Here is a 20,720-nt window from a genome sequence, read left to right as displayed (position 1 = left end):
AAAAAACAAGATTTTTGAACCGGAATTTTAAAACACATATGAATTTGGAAAGAATTATTACCAGATTTTAGATCTGCGCTTATAGACCTATCAATAAAATTTACAAGTGAAATTAATATAATTCAGTCTATGAAAGGTTTTATATTGAAGAAAGTATCCATCTAAGCGAATGATATTTCTATTCATATTGCAACTTTAAAAATGGAAAAATTATACAATTGAAATTAATTCGGAAACAAAGTCTACTCATTCTTCGTACGCAATTTATAACCAATTTTTCACGTCCTGAAAATAAAATTTGAACCGTTTTATTTGAAGAAGAGAAACTATTAAAAGTGGAAATAAAGTTATATACACATTCAACATTAACAACAATTTTAACAGAATATGAGAATGAAGACTTTGATTTTCGAAATATCTTAATATGAACTTGTTGAGAAAGTTACAGGTTCAAAGTGAAGTTTTGTTCAAGTTTAAAATTTAAAAAAATTTATATGCAAAACCCTAATTATAAGAAAATATATGAAGATATTTTATTAAAGCATCCTGCTAAGAAAAAACAATGTGAGGCGATATTGTCTAAAACTACTTTTTCTGTGAAAGATGTTATTACCATTAATAATATTATTTTCCCAAAAGCTAATCAGGAAACCGAGTCTGCTAATCAGAGGCACCGTTCTTATGATAAGACATCCATTATAGAAATTTTGGATTATCAGAAAAAGAATAAACTGAATAATTCCGAATTGGCAAGGTATTATAAACTGAGTAGAAATACAGTTGCTAAGTGGAAAAAACAATTTTTAATTTAGTATGTTATCAGGCTGTTTCGATTTTGAAACAGCCTGATTTTTTTTAATTATTTGTGAATAACCTTAATATATTCCTTACGGTTGTTTTCATAAAGAATATTGATTATATAAGCTCCTTTACTGTAAGAAGAAAGATCTATTTCTGTATCATAAGCATGAAGATTTTTCCAATCAGCAAGTTGTCTTAGTGTCATATCGTAAAGGATGATGTTTTTTATTTTTTCTTTACTTTTTATATAACAGATTTCAGCAACAGGATTAGGATAAAATGTAAGTTCAGGTTGTACATTAAGATCTGTAGTTCCTAATGATCCGATATTAATTATTTTGGTAAATGTTTCTGAGCAGGCGTTCTTATTAACGGTAAGTGAAACTGTGTAATTTCCTGAAGCAGTATACTGATGAACCGGATTCAAAGAAGAATTTGTAATACCATCTCCAAAGTTCCATAATATGGAGGTGAAATTGGCAGAATGATTGGTGAAGTTTACTGTCATTCCATTGATTCCTGCAACAAAATCAGCATGGAGATGAAATACATTATTGTTCCACTGGGGAGGATTATTAAAAAAGACCAGGTCTGCAATATTTTGAAAATTTTCAGCAATATTCTGTGGCAGTCCATTATAAAAAGTGGACGGAAATACATGGTCCTGAAATATAGTTGAATACATCGATGCCGCCACAAGATAACTCCCTTTAGGCCCCGGATGAATGTCATTATAAGATCCGTGGAGAGCAAGATCCTGAGAGGTGTTATAATATTGTCTTGCAGATTCTCCAGCAGGAACTATTTCTACCTGCATTAGATTAGACATCTTAGTTATGGAATCCTTTATTTTTTGCTGAAAAGTAAAATAGGTGTTATATTCATTGGCAGATGGTACTCCATAGGGGATTTCGTAAAGAAATATTTTAGAGCACGGGCTGTATTTCCGAATAGAATCCCTGATTTTACGGCCACGCTCAGCTGTTAACGAAACAGGATAAGAATGACCCGCAGATTCCGCAGTACCAGGTTGCAGAATAACATATTTGTAGTTTTTAGATCTTATCTTTTGATACAGTGAAGGATCGTCTACATGGTTAACAAATCCGGTTCCTCCCGGAGTATGCGTTGTTATTGAAACGTTTTTTCCTTTTGAAGCTGCTATATTTTTAAAAATTTCTGGCATATCATTAAAATATGTCACACTATTTCCAATAAATAGAACCTCATCAGATTGACAAAAGGATAACACTGAAAAACCAGTACATAGAAGAAAAAGTAGTTTTTTTAGCATATAGTTTTTTTAGATTGTTATGTTAAAAAAGGTACCTGCAAAAAAACACTTATACTGCAGGTACTCTACTAGAATGATTAAAAACACATATAATGAGTGATTGTGGTCTTTATTTAATAAGGCTTAAAAAAGTACCTGTAGGGAGTATTATTTCTCCTACAGGTACACGGTACACTAATGATTAACTCTTTTTACTATTACAGTGAGTTGATGATAGTTTTTTTCAGTATTTCAAAAGTAATTGCTAATTTTTTAATTTTAATAATGTTTGATTGCTGTTTTGATATATGTAGTATGTAATATGTAGGTGTTTTACATGGTTTTAGGTAGATGTAGTAGTAATGTAGTATTTGTATTGTGTTTGGATTTTAGAGAATTTGTGATGAAAACCGGAATGTTTTTTTTATGTGATTGCTCAATCCATACAATATTAAGAAAGGAATTGAATACTCATCAAATAAAAAAGAGACTATTTCATTTCGAAATAGTCTCTGCTTTTAAATTAATATCCGTCAAACAGGATATTAATTTCTTATGGTTGAAATATGGATGTTTTTCTGACCGTTAGTATCAATAATTTCAATATTGCTAATCATTTCATTATAGACGAGGGTAGTTGTATCATTAAACTGATATCCTTCAATAAATACAGATCTGTCTTTTGGAAGATTATTTTGCTCATTCAACGTTTCCAGAGATAAGCTGTCAGGGTAACCTGCATTTTTCTTAAATCTGGTTTCTATTAAACCATTGTCAGCCAGATACTCAAACTTCTTTAAATGAGTAGGAAGACTGGTTTTGGTTTTAAAAACAGTCATCTTTTCAATGCTGTTTTTGTAAAGATCAAACATTGTGGCAGTTCCGATTGCATTATTGTAGACTGCAAACGTTACGTGGGTGTTCTTTTGAGCAAAAAGTACTCCTGAAAAAAACACAAGGAATATATATAGTAGCTTTTTCATGCTTAAAATAGGTATTTAAATATTGATATTAGTTTCTGTTTTTTACCATAATCCATCCCGTATATTTTATTGGAGTCTGTTTTTTGTTGGTCTCATTCCAGCCCATGTCAAACCAGTAGTTTCCGGTAGAAACTTTTTTACCGCCTATACTTCCTTCCCATTTGTATCCGTTCAATTTACTTCCTTCATGGATTTTACTTCCATACCTGTCATAAATACTGAATGTGAAATTAGGTTTGTCAGATAAAGCAGAGTAGTCCAGTACATCGTTTATTCCGTCACCATTAGGCGTGATGATGTTGATCAGATTCGGAACCGTAATTTCTACCTCTACGGGAGTACAGTTGTAAGCATCTTTTACATAAAAAGTATGGCTTCCGCGAGGAACATTGGTGAATATATTCTCATTTTGCCAGCTTACATTATCCATCGAATATTGATAAGGCGCAGTTCCTGCAATTACAGTCAGGGTAACGGTATTATTACTGATATTAATTTCCGAAATAACAGGGTTTTCAGAAGGATAAACCTTTACGGTCTGTCTGGTAGTACATTCTCTGGTTTTCAGATCTACCCAGTACGTTCCAACCCCCACATTTTTAATGGATTGTGTGGTTGCTCCGGTACTCCATAGATAAGAAGTAAATCCTGATCCAGCATCCAGTGTGATGGTATTTTCCATACAGATAATCTGATCCTTTAATACATCTGAGTAAGTAGGAGGGATCACAGTAAGCGTTACTTCTGCAATTCTGTAACATCCGTTGGCATTGCTTACCTTAATATAAACTACTCCGTCAGGAGCGATATAATTGGCGGGAGTCAGAATTTCATTGGTTCCATTTTGGGCATCAGCCGGAGAAGGGTAATATTGTTTAATGGTTCCCGGCTGCACATTCACTCCGGCAGAGGTTAAGTCAAATTTACCAAGTACCGGATTGGAAGGCTCAAAACATGATCTTAAGGCTGCATTTTTAACAATGGGACTTTCAGAAACTGTTAAGGTTAAAGTTACTTGCTCGCAATCTGTAAAGTCCGGATTGTTTCCACAGAATTTGTAAACAATAGTATCTGTACCCATATAACCGAAGTTAGGCGTATAATTAATAACTCCAGCGGGATCAACGGTTGCTGTACCGTTTACCGGAGGTGTCAGAATTGTTACTGTACTCGGAACATAGCTTTGAGTAGAATTGGAAAATTCAGGAACGATAGCCTGATATCCTTCACAAACCGTCATAGTCTTGGTAGATTCCTCAAGACATGTATACACTTTATATACCGGAGTGATTGCGGGAGTACATGAGCCTACAGCAATTTTTACCGTATAATTTCCTGAAACCAAAGGTGTAAAGGTATTCGAATTGGCCCCGGTGATAGGATTTCCATTCAGAAACCATTGGTAGGTATCGTAGCTGTCATCAACCTCCAGTACAATACCGGGAATACATTCTCCTGTTTGTTTTGCAATTAATGGAATTGAAGAAAACCCAGCAAAATATCCTCCATATCCGGAAGTACTGTATCCTCCATTGATTCCCGCAGTTACTGCTTTGTCAGAAATAACTGTAACATTCCCTGTACTGGAAGGGATAGCATAGGTCACCCAGCTATTATTTCCTGTTAATGGAAAAGGGCCCTCCGATACGGCTGGCTGCACCCCGTTCACTGTTACATTGGCTCCGGCTTCAGTTAAAATATTCAATTTTACTATAGTTCCGTTCGGGACGGTACTTGTTGTTCCGGCTCCGGTTGGCATCTCGTTGATCTTTCCGATTTCGTCAATTTTTCTGGGTAGAAAACAGTTTAATGGCGGAATGTAGTTGTAACCACAGGTAGCACTGCTGTTTCCCACAGAAACCAACTGATACAAATACACATTTTTTGAAGTCGTTATAAACATATTAAAATGCCCCGAAGTTCCCTGCTGCACATAATTGCTTCCCGAAATTCTGTAAAAATCACCACTGTTGATGGTTGCAATTGGAGTGTTGGATCCATTGATAAATATTTGGGTATGATCTTCAGTTCCAATAATGATACCTCCTTCCAGATCATCATTGGTAGATCGGGTTCTTACCATGGCAAAAGTACTTCCAAGTCTTTCTGTAGGCACAGACTGATCGAGAATAGCATCCGAACCTGCACTGGTATTGCTTCCAAAATTTCCATTAACATTTCCATTAGTAAGCGTAATCGGTTTATTAGAAACAATTTTTGCTCCGATAAAAGCGGATTGATTTTGTCCACCTGTCCCTGGTCCACCTGCAAAAATAAAAGACTGCCCTTTATTAAGAGTAAACGTATGAGTATTGATCGCTGCAGGTGCTGCACCAAAGAATGCTACATTTCCACTCCATGTAGCAGTAATTATGGTATTGTTTTCTGTTGCCAATACCCCGGCTGTGAAGTTATTACCAGTGGATGTTGCTGTGGAAGGAGTTCCGGCCACATAAAATTCTTTTCCAATTCCGGCTTTTCCTTTACTTGTTATGATTTCAGCGTGAGTGGTACCACTTACAATTCTTAATGAACAATAGAATGGTTTGGTTCCCTGTACATGCAATCCTTTATTGATAATACTAAAGGCATCGGATGTAACATTTGCAGCGATAACAGCAATGGGGATAACAAATATCTGAGGGGCATTTTTACTGATTGTAACAGTGCCAATCGGAACATTATTGCTATTAACAGTAACTACAAAAGGTGTTGCAGAATCTGTAGAAAGGTATAATGCCTGCGTATAACTGGTTGAAGCATAATAAGGGGCAAACCAGTGATCCGTATCTCTTTGAGCCGAAATAGGGATGGCCAGTAATATAAATAATAAACTGAATATAATGTTTTTCATGAATTACAAAATTTTGATTCTAAAAATTGAAGTTTCATATCCAAAGGAGATTAAGATTCTTTTATAAATTTCTTCTGAACGATAACTCCTCCATCTTCTATTTCTATCATATACATTCCGTGGATAAGATTGCTGACATCAATAGCGTTGTTCAGGATAATCCCGGCTGATATTAATCTTCCGGCAGCACTGTAAATTTTATATTGAGCTTTGAAACTTATATTTTTTACATACAATACTGAACTTACCGGATTGGGGTAAATATGAATATCTGATTGGTTAAGCGAATTTGGTACTGGCAGTTTAGAAATTCTGACCGTATAATCTTCCACTTCACCATCCTTGAAATTCGTACAGTTCAGGGGAATACCATCCTTCTGTAAAGCGATTCTCATTACTACATATTTATAATCTGTCATGCTGATAAAGGCATTGTCAGGAACTGAGAAGGTAGTACTTGCCGTTGGGTTTCCATTAGGTCCGTCTGCCAGAATTCTTTCATTGATATCAAATTCTCCATTTCTGTTGAAGTCGATCCAGACTGCAACTCCTGCATTGATCCCCGAGCTTAGAGTCTTATCAATAGTAATTTGGTTACCTTTTGATCCCTGTGTTAATTCAATGAACTTTAAAGGATTTCCTGTGAAATTTGAATAGGTAGACGCCAGAGATTCATTGATCATTTCTTTATTACCATTAGGTTTTACCGTTACTTTTGAAATAAATTCTGTCGTAGAACTAGCTGCAGACATAGGGCAGTAGATTACTGTAGGAGTTGTGAAATAGTATAGTTTTGTGAAATTTCCCGGGACTCCGTTACAGATATTAGCCACCTGCATTTCATATTTCGTAAGTTCCAGTAAACCTGTGATGGTGTAAGTATTTGTGGGTACTACAACATCAGTCCAGCTTGGAATTCCTACTTTTCTGTACTTCAATATATAAGTTGCTCCTGGAAACGGATCCCATACAACCTCTGCAGTTGTCGGAAAGATCTGAGTAATCATCAATCCTGGAGGAGGAATTTCACAAATTCTCTCTGTCGTAAATACTTTTGGATTAGACCACGGATTGGCAGTTGTTTCTCCATTACAGATATTGGCTACCTGTACTTCATATGTTTTGAATGAATCAAGATTTTGAATCGTGTATGAATTAGCTGGTGGCTGAGGAACTGTCGGTGTGTTCCAAGGAGTACTGCCTACTTCTCGCCATCTTAAAATATAAGATGCACTCGGAACAATTGGGTTCCAGGTGATTAATGCTGAATTGGATGTTACGTTGCTTATGGTTACAAATGGAGGAGTAGGATCACATCTTGTTGTAAATGTTTTTATAGGAGTGTAAACTCCGATTCCGCCACTGCCACAAACTGCTGCAATTCTTACCTCGTAAGTCGTAGCAGGAGTTAAAGCATTGATTGTTACGGGTGGATTTCCCCCTAAAACAGACAGATTTAAAGGAGTCCATGCAGAAGCAGGAGTGGTAACAGGTCTGTATTCTAATATAAAGGCATTATTATTGGTTGCTGCAGTCCAGTTGATGTTTACAGAATTGTGTGTAATATTGGTGAATATTGGATTTCCCGGTGTCGCATTGCTGCAAGGTCTTAATCGTACAGCGTAATCTTCCACTTCTCCATTGGCAGCATCTGCGCACATGACAGGAGCACTGGTTCTTTTCAGTCCCACTCTCATGGTTGTCGTTAACGGACCTGTATAAACTCCCGTTGCCGGAACATCAAAATTGGCTGTGATTGGAGTTGTCGTACTCGCTGCAGAAGTCATTATTTTTTCAACATCGGTGAAAACTCCGTCTCTGTTCCAATCAATCCATGCATTTACTGCATCAGAATATTGAGTTCCTGCCCATTCTTTAGAAACTGATAATTGATTTCCCTGCGAACCTATTTCCAGATTAATAAGAGTAGCCGGTGTTGTATAGCTGATATAATTCGTCTGAACAGAAGTATTATCCATTACCGGGAAATTGACAGGTGTAACTTTTACATTTGAAATAAAGTCATTTGTACCTGTTCCGGTCATATTGCAATAAGTTAATGGTGTTGTTGTAAAGCTTACACTTGGAGAGAATGCTCCTTGACTTCCATTACATATGGTTGCAATTTGTACCTGATATCCTGTCTGTTCAGCAAGACCTGTAATCGTATAAAAACTTTGTCCTGCAGGCAGAGTTTGCCCTGCAGCACTTGGAAGCCACGCTCCTGTGCTTCCTTGTCTCCATCTGATAATATAAGTAGCATTGGATGCAGGGATCCATGATACATAAGCGGAATTATGAGTAAGGTTATTTACTGCAATATTCGTAGGGGCTGCAGTAGTACAAGACTGAAGATCTATGAATTTTACATAATAATCTTCCACCTCTCCATTACCTGTTAAAGGTCCGCAGGCATTGGCAGGAGTAGAAGAATATACAATGACACGCATTTTTATTTTACTTGTTCCTAAATAAGCATTGGCCGGAACCGCAAAAGCAGCAGTAACAGGTGTCGTGCTTGAATATCCAAGATTCATAATTCTTTCTCCGCCGGGAGTTGTCGTCGGATTATTATCAAAAATACCGTCACCATTAAAATCTATCCATGCATTGGTAGAATACGTTCCGGATATAATGGATCTTCCTACAGACAATGTATTATTGGCTGAATTTCTCAGAAGAGTAATTGTTTTTGTAGCATCTAAAGAATAGTCTGTGTAAGTTGTTGCTCCCGAATTGTTACTCGTTAAAGGCACATTGGTACCCATCATCGTTATATTGTTGATATAGCCGTTTGTAACGGTTGCTGTGGCAGCATTACAATAAGTCAATGCAGGTGTAGTAAAACTTATTGGTGCAGAAAAAGATCCCTGAGTTCCACAAATAGTTGCAATCTGTACTTCATACTGAGTTTGCTCAATCAGAGAGGTAAGCGTTATGCTATTGGTGAAAGGCGTCGTCACATTAATGGTTTGCCACGTAAGTGAAGGTGGTATTCTGTATCTTACAACATAAGTAGCGTTCGCAGTGGCAGTCCATGTAATATTTGCTGAGGTTGCGGTGATGTTGTTCACTGCAATATTAGCAGGAGGGGTATTCGTACAACTGGGCAATACTGTACCTGCTAACTGTACTCTTGGCAGAACGGCATATCTGCTTGTCCCAATAGGAGGGCTGGCAGGATCAGGATTTGTAGTAGCATTATAGTAAATTATACCACGGTTGTTTCCCGCAGAATAACTTCCCCAGTTTGCCGTACATGATGTTCCGGTAGAATTTTCGTCAACACCTATCACCACATTGCTTGTTCCGTCCCATAAAAAAGGTGTGGTTAAAGGTACTTCAACCCATGTACCAGGTGTCATTGTCGGCAAAGTACCGGAATATACCTGTGTTAGTGAAGATGAAGGGATCCAGCTTGTAGTGGTAGCAAAGTCTACTTGTGCGGTATTTCCCATATAGACTACCCATTGATTATAATTAGCTTGAGCAGTTCCAGTTGTAGAAACAAAAAACCGGATAGCTGTGATATAATTATTGGTTCCTACAGCAGCTCCGATTTCTGAAGCTAAATAAATTTGTTGAGAATAATTGAATGCAGAACAGGAGTAAACCGGTAAAAATGCATGGGTAGCAGTACCTCCTCCAATCTGTCCCGGCGTAAAAGGAGCACCTGGAATCCAAGGTGATTTGTCGGTAGGAGAGCACACAGATCTTACCCACCAATAATAAGTAGCTCCGGAAGTAAGTGATCCGATATTGGCACTTGTTCCCGGACTTCCTGTACCAACGGTTGTTGCTATAGGAGGAGTACTGTTGGTACTGTAATAATATTCATATCCATTGGCGGGTGCTGGTGCCGGAGCCATCGGTGGCGTCCAGTTGAGCGTAGCAGAAGCAGGCGCGATATTACTTGCAGGCAGCGTAGTAGGCTCAAAACAGGTGGGAGCTTGAATCATCTGAACCTCATCCAACAATACATCATCATAGAAATTCCCATTTCCTGCAACATCCTTATCTACAGTGAACTTTAACTGAATAGTTGCTCCCACATAGCTTGCAGCCAGAGGTACACCTACTGTTCTCCATTCAGGGGAATTGGTGTCGCTGGACCATACCTGTACCCACCCGGAACCGTCATTCACAGAGAGTTTTAATGCATTATTGTCAGCCGCAGGTACTGTTCCGTTAAGTGCGGTTAAGTGATCCTTAAGCCATTCAAATTTGATATAAGGATTTGTTAATCCCGCTAAATTGATCTGAGGACTTATAAGCTCCACTGTATGTTCATCCGCATAAGGGGTAGAAGCATCAACCCACGCAAAAGTTCCTGCAGGTTTTCCTCCGTTTCCGGTAACTCCATATCCGGCTGTTCCTGAAAATTTCCACTTAACATTCACGTTTGTAGAGGTTGAAGTGGGATTCTGACTGGTCCAGCAAGCCGGAAGTACCCCAGTACTGAATGACTGTAAAAAAGGCACCGGAACAGAAGTACAGGTCTGCCCCCTGGCATGGAATGTGAAAATCAGAAAAAATAAAATAATAGGTAGAATTTTTCTCATATAGTTTCATTTTAAGTTAAACTTCGAAATTCAATTGGTTTAAACGTTTCTTTAGACTGATATGCAGAGTTCTTCCACTGGATTTATTGGTAAATCCATAGAAAATACTCTCTGCTTTTAAGTTCACAGAGACGATAAACATATTAAAGTATAGTACTATGTTACCACCACACTTTTATAAAAGTGATGAATGGATAAACAGAAGTAGTAGGGTGTAAGTAAGTGAGAGTAGATTGACACGCAGATTAGTAGTCGTTTTTATATTTTTTAGATGATAAAAAACATTCACTTGGCTGCGTTGAAGTTTGAGATGATTTAATTTGTTTTAGTTTCTTTCATTTTTCTAAGAGATTTCTTAAATATTAATTTTGTTATTATGATTTGGGTAAAAATAATTTAATAAAAATTTAATATTACTATACTTTTGTATAGTTTTAACTCAATAGGTGATGAATTAAGTTGTAACGGAATTTAAAGAATTACTTTCAGAAGAGATAATACCCGGGTTTTTGTTTTGGAATACTTATTTTTTTTTAAAGCTATCTTTTAGTTTTATCTGTTTATTCAGTTTCTTCACTATTGAAGCATTGGAAAGTGCCTTTTATGGTATGTTAAAAATTCAACAAAATAATAAAGTTTAGATTTTTTTATTATTAAAATAAATGCTTTGTAGTTTTAAATTTAATTATAATTAAGTTTTAATAGATTTTTTATTTAGCCTAATTATGAATATGTTTGCAGAAAGTAGTCTAATAAAATAGTTTTTTACCCCAATTATCATGTCAAAAATATGAGTGATAAAATAAATTTATTGTATACCAGGAAAAGGTCTGGCAGTGTACCGATTTCTGAAGATAAGAGCGAAAATAAATACTTCAACGTACTGAAAGCTGTATCGAAAACCAGTTTAGGCTGTGTGTATGTTGCAGATCTCAAAACAAGAAAATTGGAATTCATATCTGAAAATCCTTTGCTTTTTTCAGGGCTGAGTTCTGCTGAGGTTGAAAAAATGGGTTATAATTTTTTCCGGAAATATACGAAGAAGGAGGATCTTGAAATTTTAAAAAAAGTAAACAGTAACGGGTTAAAGTTTTTCGAGTGTCTTTCACCGGAAGAAAAAAGAGTGCATACCATTACCTATGATTTCCATGTTAAATATGCTAATAGTGTGGATGTTCTTGTGAATCACAAAATCACACCCATAGAAATCTGTGATCAGGGCGAAATTTCTAAAGTAGTTTGTGTAGTATCTTATTCCCTAAGCCGGACTGCCGGAAATATCCGCATCATTTCCAATACATCTGATTCCTATTGGAAGTATAATATTTTTACCGGGAAATGGACGGAAGAGTGTAAAATCACTTTGAAAATAAGAGAAATAGAAATTATAAGACTCTATCTTCAGGGATTAACAATAGAAGAAATTGCAGAACAGTTGTTTGTGTCTCCCAGCACAATAAAGTTTCACAGGAGCAAATTGTTTGAAAGAATTGGGGTGAAAAATATTATTGAAGCAATTTCCTATGTAATATCGAATAATTTGATTTAAACTCTATTTTTTTAAAATTTTACCAGATATAATTTACAGTTTTCAAAATATTGAAAACCTGTCATATCCTGTGCGATAATATTTTTTTGAGAATTGCTCCTCTACAAGACATAATAAAGGAGCAATACCCGAAACAGCCTAATTAAGCTGGTAATTGGCAATCACTAAACTCAGGATGAAGTGCACATAGTTTTCTTCAACCTCCTTTCTATTGATCAGTTTGTTTTTGTATTCATAAGAACTAAGATCTCTGGATAATTTCTGATAAGTTTCAAAATCATCACCCTTAATCTTTACTCTTATATTACCGTCTCTTCTGTTGATAAGTACATCATCTAAAGTTCTCACTTTAAATAAAACTTCACATAATGTAGGACGAGCCTTCATGGACCCGATATATCTTTCAACTATATTAATCTTGAACGAATCAAATTTGACGTTATGAAAAACAATTTTAGAATTAGGCTCCTGAGTGTTGAGTTCAAGTTTATAGTTCATTACTTTATAAATTTTGGCAAATATAAGTTTAATTATGCCAAAAAACAGACAGTTTTAATAGATCATTACCATAATAATGATTGAATTTTATTCTGTAAAGATAAAATCATGTGAAAATGTGAATATTAGTGGCTTATAAATGAGGGACAAACGAGAATTTGTAGAACTTTTTCTTTCCTTTTATTTTTTTCATTATGCGCATTTGCGTAATTTTATTCTCTGTATAATAAAAATTCATATTAATACCAATAGAATGGAAAGATATAGTTATGGAATGGTTGGCCTTGGAGTAATGGGGCGGAATCTGCTTTATAATATCGCTGACAATGGGTTTTCAATCGCAGGATTTGACCTTGATCAGGAGAAAGTTAAAGAATTAGAGAGTGGAGCGACTCCGGAAATGAAAGTAAAAGGTACAGGCTCTTTGGAAGATTTTGTTTCCGCATTAGAAACCCCAAGGAAAATTATTCTGATGGTTCCTGCAGGAAAACCTGTAGATGCAGTGTTGGAAAACATTACTCCGCTTTTGAAAGAAGGTGATATTGTCATTGACGCAGGAAACTCTTATTTTGAAGATACCAACAGACGTGTTGCAGATCTGGCATCCAAAAAACTTCATTTTATGGGAATGGGAGTGTCAGGTGGCGAGAAAGGAGCAAGAAGAGGACCGAGTATAATGCCCGGAGGAGATCTTGAAGCTTTCAAACTTCTGAAGCCTATGTTGGAAGCCATTGCTGCAAAAGTAGATAACGAGGCATGTACAGCCTATATGGGCAAAGGATCTGCCGGGAACTATGTGAAAATGGTACACAATGGTATTGAATATGCCATTATGCAGCTTATCAGTGAAGCTTATGATTTGCTTAAAAGAGGAGCTGGCTTGAATAATGACCAGCTTTACCAGGTTTTCAGAGACTGGAATAATGGTGAAATGAACTCTTTCCTGATTGAGATCACAAGAGATATTTTTACGCAGAAAGATACATTCACAGACAATTATCTTGTAGATCAGATTTTGGATAAGGCAGGTGCAAAAGGAACCGGAAAATGGACTTCTGAGCAGGCTATGGAAATTGGAGTTTCTATTCCTACCATTGATATTGCGGTAACTTCAAGAATTTTATCAGCCTATAAAGAAGAGAGAGTTCAGGCTTCTAAAATATATTCTGAAACAGAAATCATCAAACCGGAAAACACGGAATTGTTTATTCAGGAAGTAGGTGATGCGCTTTTCCTTTCTACATTAATCAGCTATGCGCAAGGTTTATCTTTATTGGTAAAAGCATCTGAAGAATATGGCTTTGAAATTCCGTTGAAAGATGTTGTGAAAATCTGGAGAGGAGGATGTATCATCCGTTCTGTATTGCTGGAGAAATTCTATGCTGCATACACTCAAAACCCTAATCTTTCTAATATTCTCCTTGATCACGATATTTCTGAGCTGGTAAAATCAAGAATCAAAGCTTTAAGAAAAACTGCAGGATATGCTGCTACAAACGGAATCTCAAGTTTAGGAATTCAGACTGCTTTAGGATATTTTGATGCCTATACTACAGAATCCCTTCCTGTAAATCTGATTCAGGCTCAGCGTGATTATTTCGGAGCTCATACTTATCAACGTATTGACAGAGAAGGCGTTTTTCATACTTCTTGGCAAACAGCAAACAACTAAAATTCGGAAAAAAAATGAATCAAAATAGAATCTTGCAGCCAACATCTATCGTTATTTTTGGTGCTACAGGAGATCTGGCAAAAAGAAAACTTTTTCCGGCATTTTATAACTTATATATTGATGGCAGAATGCCCAAAGGCTTTAATATTGTAGCATTGGGAAGAGCCGAAAATACTAACGAAAATTTCAGAAATTATATCAAAGAAAACCTCGAAAGTTTTTCCAGAAAAAAAGTAACTTCTGAGGATTGGGCTGGCTTTCAGGCTCATATTACTTATTTTCAGCATCAATTGGATGAAGAAAGCTCTTATCAGAATCTACAGCAGAAGCTTCAGGATTTTGATTCCGTTTACGGAATAAGAGCCAACAGATTATTTTACCTGTCAATAGGTCCTAATTTTATTACTACGATTTCCAATCACATCAAAACGACATCTTTAGCTTCAGATCCGAAAAAAGACCACATTATTATAGAAAAACCTTTTGGACATAATAAACAGTCGGCGATCGAGTTGAACAGTCTTCTAGCAAAAACATTTGAAGAAGAACAAATTTATCGTATTGATCACTATCTTGGAAAAGAAACAGTACAGAATATATTGGCGTTCAGATTCGGGAATTCTATTTTTGAACCTTTATGGAAGCATAAATATATAGAATCTGTGCAAATTACCGTAGCTGAAGAAGTAGGAGTTGAAACCAGAGGTGCTTTTTATGAACAGACGGGAGCTTTGAGGGATATGATTCAGAATCACTTGTTACAAATTCTTTGTATGGTGGCAATGGAACCGCCTGCTTCATTGCAGTCTGGGGAAATCAGAGACCGTAAAGTAGATGTTTTAAAATCTATCCGCAGAATTTCTGCCGATCAGGTAGATCATTATGCTGTACGAGGTCAATATGGAAAAGGTACCATCAATGGAGTGGAAGTGAAAGGTTATCGTCAGGAAGACGGAATTGCTTCAGATTCCAATACAGAAACGTTTGCAGCAATTAAGTTTTATCTGGATAACGAAAGATGGCAGGATGTTCCTTTCTACGTTCGTACTGGAAAGAAAATGAAAGAAAAGCACTCTTATATTACCATCCAGTTTAAGCCGCTTCCTCATTCTACATTTTCAGACGGTCCGCATCTTTTGTCAGCTAACAGGTTGATTATTAATATTCAGCCGATGATGGATATCAGACTGCAGTTTATGACGAAAAAACCGGGACTTACATTGGATCTGAAACCTGCAGAAATGATTTTTGATAATTTTGCTTGTCAGGATGATACTCCGGAAGCTTATGAAACCCTTTTACAGGATGCTCTTTTAGGAGATCTTACTTTATTTATGCGTTCCGATCAGGTGGAAGAAGCATGGGATGTTGTTACCACGATTCAGGAAGCATGGGAAAATAATAAAGATTTATCTTTCCCAAATTATAAAGCAGGAAGCTGGGGCCCGGAAGATGGTAATGCTTTGGTTGAAAGACAGGGACACAGCTGGGTATAATACAATAAAAATTTAAACAGAAAAAAAATGAATATTACAGTATTTGACGATCTGGAAAAACTGTACAAAAAGGCTGCAGATGCATTTGTAGACCTTTCGAAAAAATCTATTCAGAAAAATGACCGTTTTGTAGTTGCTTTGAGTGGAGGATCTTCTCCTAAAGCCATTTTCAAACTATTGGCAACTGAAAAGTATGCAGAACAAATTGAATGGAATAAAGTTTACTTTTTTTGGGTAGACGAACGATGGGTACCTTTAAATGATGACAAAAGCAACTTCCGAATGACGGATGAAGCGCTTCTAAGCCAGGTTCCTGTTGATAAAAACAATGTTTTTCCTATGTATGCTGATGGAATTCTTCCGGAAGACTATGCAAAAACTTACGAACAAAATATCAGAAATGTTCTTAGTGATGAAGGTATATTTGATTTTATCCTTTTAGGAATGGGAGATGATGGTCATACTGCTTCTTTATTCCCGGGTGAAGAAGTTTTAAATGAAAAGGAAAAATGGGTATCTGTCTACTACCTTAAGCCTCAGGAAATGTTTAGAATCACATTAACTGCACCATTGATCAACAAAGCTGAAAATATTCTTGTTGTAGCATTTGGTGAGTCGAAAAAACATGCGCTGAATGAAGTGCTGAACGGTGATTATAATCCGGCATTATACCCAATGCAGCTTATTGAAAGAAAAGAAGGATTCCAGTTTTTCACAGACGAAAAAGCGAAAGGCTGATTTGATTTACTTTAATCTTTAAAATATAAGAGACTGTCGTGAGACAGTCTCTTTTCATATCAACTATTTTAAAACCGAATCATCGGTATATACAGTCTTCTGTAGTTTAGAAAAACAGTATCATTAAATGGTTAACGATACTGTTACATTTAGTGTTTTTACCCTAGTTGCTTGTCTTTGAAAACTTTTCATTTTTCTCAAATCAATAGTGCTTCTATGTAAAATGGTTATTAGTTTGAAGCAAATATACAAAATAAGACACTTCAAAGTGTCTAAAATGTGAAAAAAATCAAAAAAATAGTGTTAAAGTTTTTTTTTAATCAATAAAACCCTTTGATATAGGGCGTTTTAAGCAGAAGTAAAATTCAAAAAAATAGATTTAATTGTATAAAAACTGAAATATGACATTTTTTATGATCATTTAAAGCTAAAAAATACATCCATTCATAAAAACAGCACCTTTAGTAGACTAATGATGCTGTTTGAGTAATGTTTTACCTCAGTTACTAAGATGCAAAAGTATTTAAACTGAGGGAACTAACGGTACAATCTGATCTCTCTTAATCTCACAACTTAGATTGTCTGTTTATAAAAAATGGTTATTAGTTTCTGCAAATATATACATTTAGACACTAAAAAGTGTCTAAAATGAAAAAAAATTCTTAAACTTGTACGATTGAAAGTTTACCATGGAAAGAAAATCAGCGGCAGGAAGTATCCGGAACACGGAACGCAGTAAAAAAAAGTTTTTAGATGCAGTTGGAAAAATATTGAGAACAAAAGGGTACACTGCGTTGAAGGTGAGTAGTATTGCCGCTACTGCCGGGGTAGATAAAAAAATGATTTATTCTTATTTTGGGGGAATTGATGGTTTGATTGATGAATATATCCGGTTACAGGATTTTTGGAGCAAAGTGACCACTGAAGAAGTAGAAAAAATAAAACCCAAATCAGATGATGGAGGAAGATCTTTTATGGAGGAAATGTTATTGAATCAATTTGATTATGTTTATACTCATAAGGAAGCGCAAAAACTGCTTTTATGGCGGATATCAGAACCACGTAAAGCATTAAGAAAATTAACCGATACCCAGGAGGAAAATGGGGAATATATTTTTAAACTGTTGATGGATCCTCATTTTAAAGAAAATGCTGAGGATTTCCGATCCATAATGGCCATCATGGTTTCAGGATTGTATTATATCAATATGTACGCTGCAATGAATGGGAGTATTTTCTGTGGGATAGACGTTAACAGTACTGTGGGAAGAGATAAAATAAAGAAAGCTATTTCTTTTCTGTTGCATCAAACCTATGAAAATTTGTAATTTACAGATTGATTTTTGGAATTATTGATTTCTTAAAAAAACAAAACCATTAGAAATCTAATGGCCAGTTTGTTTGTTGTGTTTCTACCTTAGTTGTTTCGAATTCGAAATTGTCTTAAAGTAAGGGAACTGAAATAATACAATCTAAATTGTTTTATTTTTCAACCTAAAGTGTTTTTAAATATATAGATGGTTTTAGTTTGTACAAATATATAAAATAAGACACTGTGAAGTGTGTAAAAATGTTAAATTTTCATTAAATTTATTTAATGTTTTGATTATCAGGTTATTTATTTTTTTAACGTTTAAAAATATTGTACCTTTTTTATTGGAATTATAATTCATTTTGTACTATTAACAGTTTAAAGGAGATTTCAGTAATGAGTAAAAACATACATTGTGGAGGGAAAAATTGGGAGCAGGGTAAAGTATCAGTAAAAAAGTATTTCGTGGAAGATTGCCAATGTCTATAGAAAATAAAAAAAACAGCATTATTATGGAAAATAATACTGTTTGGTTGTGTTTTTACCTCAGTCGTTTTATGTCGAAATATTTTAAACTGAGGGAACTAACGATACAATCTGAATAATTTTTAATTTTTCAATCTCGGTAGTGTTTTATATATAGAATGGTTTTAGTTTGTGCAAATATATACAAATAGTTGATATTAGACACCGATTAGTGTCTAAAATAAAAAAAAATTTCTTAAACTTGTATTTTGAATGTTTAGTCATGGAAAGAAAGTCAGCATCAGGAAGTATTAGAAACAAAGAACGCAGTAAGAAAAAATTCTTAGATGCGGTTGGGAAAATCCTGAAAACGAAAGGTTATGGAGGATTGAAGATTAATGATATCGCTGCAACTGCCGGAGTAGATAAGAAAATGATCTATACTTATTTTGGCGGAATGGATGGGCTTATGGACGAATATGTTCGTACACAGGATTTCTGGGTAAAAGTAACCAGCGAGGAAGTGGAAAAGATGAAACCGAGTCTTGAAGATGGAGGGAGAGAATTTATCGAGCATATGCTTCTTTCACAGTTTGATTACGTGTATGCCAATAAAGAAGCTCAAAAATTATTATTGTGGACTATTTCTGAGCCCAGGAAATCATTAAAAAAACTGATTGATACCCAGGAAGAAAATGGAGAATATATTTTCAAATTATTGATGGAATCTCATTTTAAAGATAAAATGGATACCTACCGTTCTATTATGGCCATCATGGTTTCCGGATTATATTACCTGAATATGTTTGCTTCTCAAAATGGCAGCATTTTCTGCGGTATAGATACCAATACTCCTGAAGGACGGGAAAAAATCAAAAAAGCGATATCTTTTATGGTAGAGCAGACCCACGATAATCTTTAATCTATTATAAAGAACAAAAAAAAGAGGCAATAATTTGCCTCTTTTTTTGTATCATACTTATAACAAGCCTAACCTTTATGGTAAGGACATCCTGAAGCAGCATCAGAACTTCCGACAGTATTATAAAACTGCTCCTCAATTACTTTTCTCTGCTCCTCAGGGATATCCTGTATCTTACGAAGCGTGTTGACCTGGATGTGAGGCCAGCTTGTAGTACCTCCATCATTTCCAAAATCAAATTCGAAGAATACAATTTGCTCGTACTGAAGCTGAAGAATTTCTTTTCCGTCTTCAATAACTGTTTCAATCCACATGTCCATATCCACTTCCACAGTTGGAACAAAACGGTTAACAAAAGGAACATTTAAAACACCTCCCTGCGCTCCGGTTTTCATCTTGGAAGACATTCTTACATGAACATAATTGCTGACCTTCTGACCTCTTAATGTATCCCTAAGTCTCAGATCCGGTCGTACAGAATAGGGATATAGATCGTCTGCAAGTATTCTCTGAGTATAAATTTTATTTGAGCCCGGATCATTATCATCATCGAGTTTTTCATATACCCAAGCCGGTGCCGGTTTATCAAGATCAATGATTTCCTCAGGCGTTACTCCTGCATTACCCATTGTACGTGAAATAGAAAGGTGATTGGTTTCCCAAGCTTCTTTACCGTAAGGGAATTGAGGCGAGCCTTCAATTAAATAAAACGTTGTTTTGTCTTTATTTTGAGGAATAATATCTCCCAATAAAGTAATAGTACTTCCATGAGGGATCACACCGCTTCGCGAGATAGAGTAGTCCGGAATAAAATAAGGGCCGTCAAGTCCTGCTCCCGGTTTTATTTCCTGAGCCGGAATAATCTCGTAATAAGGCTGTCCCGGCTGCAGCTGGCTTTGAAGGATATATTGAGGATTTTCTACTCCGTCTGGTGTAATTCTTAACAAAGGCTCATCTCTGTATTCTCCTGTATATCCATATTTCGCATCTTCTGTGGAAACAGCATGAATACCACGGTCTCTTTCAATAGATTCTTTAGTTGCTGCATGGTTGTAGACATCACTCAGCCAAAGATACATTCCATTTTCTTCATGAATAGGCGTATATTTTAAAGCGTCCTGCCCCTGAACGGCATTTACACTTTTAATGCTCTGCTCATATTTCACAGCTCCACAGAAAAGCTCACTTGCACCACCACGGTTACGAACTCCGCCCGGAACAATGGAGAATGTTAGTTTCTCAATATATTCTTCACTGTCAAAAGCAAATTTTCCGGGTATCGTTCCTGAATTTGTTCCCGGAGAAGGCATAATCGTAGTATGTACCCCGCTTGCTAATGAAGGTTTGGTAATGTCTTTATTGTAGTTTACATTATAGCTTACCCATGTACCGTCTAATGCAGCAAGGATTCCATAATCTACATTATTCTCGATAGCCTGAAGGTTGTCTTCTCTGAAAGGTCTTACCGGATCATCAATAAGAAGCTTTGAATATCCGTCCATAATCTCAGCCAAATTAGTTTCCTGTTTGCCCGGCATTTTACGGAATAATTGTTCACCTCCTGCCTGGATACTTTCTTTTTTTCTTTTTAACAT

General features: G+C 35.9%; 13 protein-coding genes. 7 read left to right on the top strand and 6 right to left on the bottom strand.

The genetic code is table 11. The annotated features are described in order from the left end of the window. Positions 1–494: 494 nt before the first annotated feature. Entirely contained in the window at positions 495–812 is a 318-nt protein-coding gene (locus tag ACM6F9_RS10795) for a helix-turn-helix domain-containing protein (RefSeq protein ID WP_414845733.1), read from the top strand. Between the two features lie 47 nt (positions 813–859). Here ACM6F9_RS10795 and ACM6F9_RS10790 read toward each other — a convergent pair whose 3' ends face one another. The 4 genes from ACM6F9_RS10790 to ACM6F9_RS10775 all read right to left on the bottom strand — a co-directional run bounded on the left by ACM6F9_RS10790 (position 860) and on the right by ACM6F9_RS10775 (position 10,473). After that, a complete protein-coding gene (locus tag ACM6F9_RS10790; protein ID WP_414845732.1) occupies positions 860–1,987 on the bottom strand; it encodes a PKD domain-containing protein in 1,128 nt (375 codons plus the stop codon). A gap of 632 nt (positions 1,988–2,619) precedes the next feature. Next, entirely contained in the window at positions 2,620–3,057 is a 438-nt protein-coding gene (locus ACM6F9_RS10785; protein WP_414845731.1) for a hypothetical protein, read from the bottom strand. 28 nt (positions 3,058–3,085) lie between these two features. After that, positions 3,086–5,911 (bottom strand): T9SS type B sorting domain-containing protein, encoded by a 2,826-nt coding sequence (locus ACM6F9_RS10780; protein ID WP_414845730.1) that lies wholly within the window; start codon positions 5,909–5,911, stop codon positions 3,086–3,088. Positions 5,912–5,961: 50 nt separating this feature from the next. Beyond that, positions 5,962–10,473 carry a GEVED domain-containing protein gene (locus ACM6F9_RS10775; RefSeq protein WP_414845729.1) on the bottom strand — a complete coding sequence of 1,504 codons (4,512 nt, stop codon included), beginning with the start codon at positions 10,471–10,473 and terminating at the stop codon, positions 5,962–5,964. Positions 10,474–11,263: 790 nt separating this feature from the next. Between ACM6F9_RS10775 and ACM6F9_RS10770 the strand changes: the two genes are divergently transcribed. Further along, a complete protein-coding gene (locus ACM6F9_RS10770) occupies positions 11,264–12,022 on the top strand; it encodes a response regulator transcription factor (protein WP_414845728.1) in 759 nt (252 codons plus the stop codon). Between the two features lie 138 nt (positions 12,023–12,160). Here the strand turns inward: ACM6F9_RS10770 and ACM6F9_RS10765 are convergent, their stop codons facing one another. Continuing rightward, positions 12,161–12,520, bottom strand: a complete 360-nt coding sequence (locus ACM6F9_RS10765; RefSeq protein ID WP_105703547.1) for a prevent-host-death protein — start codon at positions 12,518–12,520, stop codon at positions 12,161–12,163. 253 nt (positions 12,521–12,773) lie between these two features. Between ACM6F9_RS10765 and gndA the strand changes: the two genes are divergently transcribed. From gndA to ACM6F9_RS10740, 5 genes are all read left to right on the top strand, one after another. Continuing rightward, a complete protein-coding gene (gene gndA / locus ACM6F9_RS10760; protein ID WP_414845727.1) occupies positions 12,774–14,192 on the top strand; it encodes an NADP-dependent phosphogluconate dehydrogenase in 1,419 nt (472 codons plus the stop codon). Positions 14,193–14,206: 14 nt separating this feature from the next. Continuing rightward, positions 14,207–15,688 (top strand): glucose-6-phosphate dehydrogenase, encoded by a 1,482-nt coding sequence (zwf, locus tag ACM6F9_RS10755; protein WP_414845726.1) that lies wholly within the window; start codon positions 14,207–14,209, stop codon positions 15,686–15,688. A gap of 27 nt (positions 15,689–15,715) precedes the next feature. After that, entirely contained in the window at positions 15,716–16,426 is a 711-nt protein-coding gene (gene pgl, locus ACM6F9_RS10750) for a 6-phosphogluconolactonase (protein ID WP_414845725.1), read from the top strand. Between the two features lie 689 nt (positions 16,427–17,115). Next, a complete protein-coding gene (locus ACM6F9_RS10745; RefSeq protein WP_414845724.1) occupies positions 17,116–17,754 on the top strand; it encodes a TetR/AcrR family transcriptional regulator in 639 nt (212 codons plus the stop codon). Positions 17,755–18,486: 732 nt separating this feature from the next. Beyond that, on the top strand, positions 18,487–19,125 hold the full coding sequence (locus tag ACM6F9_RS10740; RefSeq protein WP_414845723.1) for a TetR/AcrR family transcriptional regulator: 639 nt from the start codon (positions 18,487–18,489) through the stop codon (positions 19,123–19,125). 68 nt (positions 19,126–19,193) lie between these two features. On the opposite strand, the gene ACM6F9_RS10735 is transcribed toward ACM6F9_RS10740, so the two are convergent. After that, positions 19,194–20,720 carry a peroxidase, FMP-type gene (locus tag ACM6F9_RS10735; RefSeq protein ID WP_414845722.1) on the bottom strand — a complete coding sequence of 509 codons (1,527 nt, stop codon included), beginning with the start codon at positions 20,718–20,720 and terminating at the stop codon, positions 19,194–19,196.

It is taken from the genome of Chryseobacterium sp. IT-36CA2, from assembly GCF_949767875.1.
Classification (GTDB): Bacteria; Bacteroidota; Bacteroidia; order Flavobacteriales; family Weeksellaceae; genus Chryseobacterium.
This window is presented reverse-complemented; position numbering and strand designations above follow the sequence as displayed.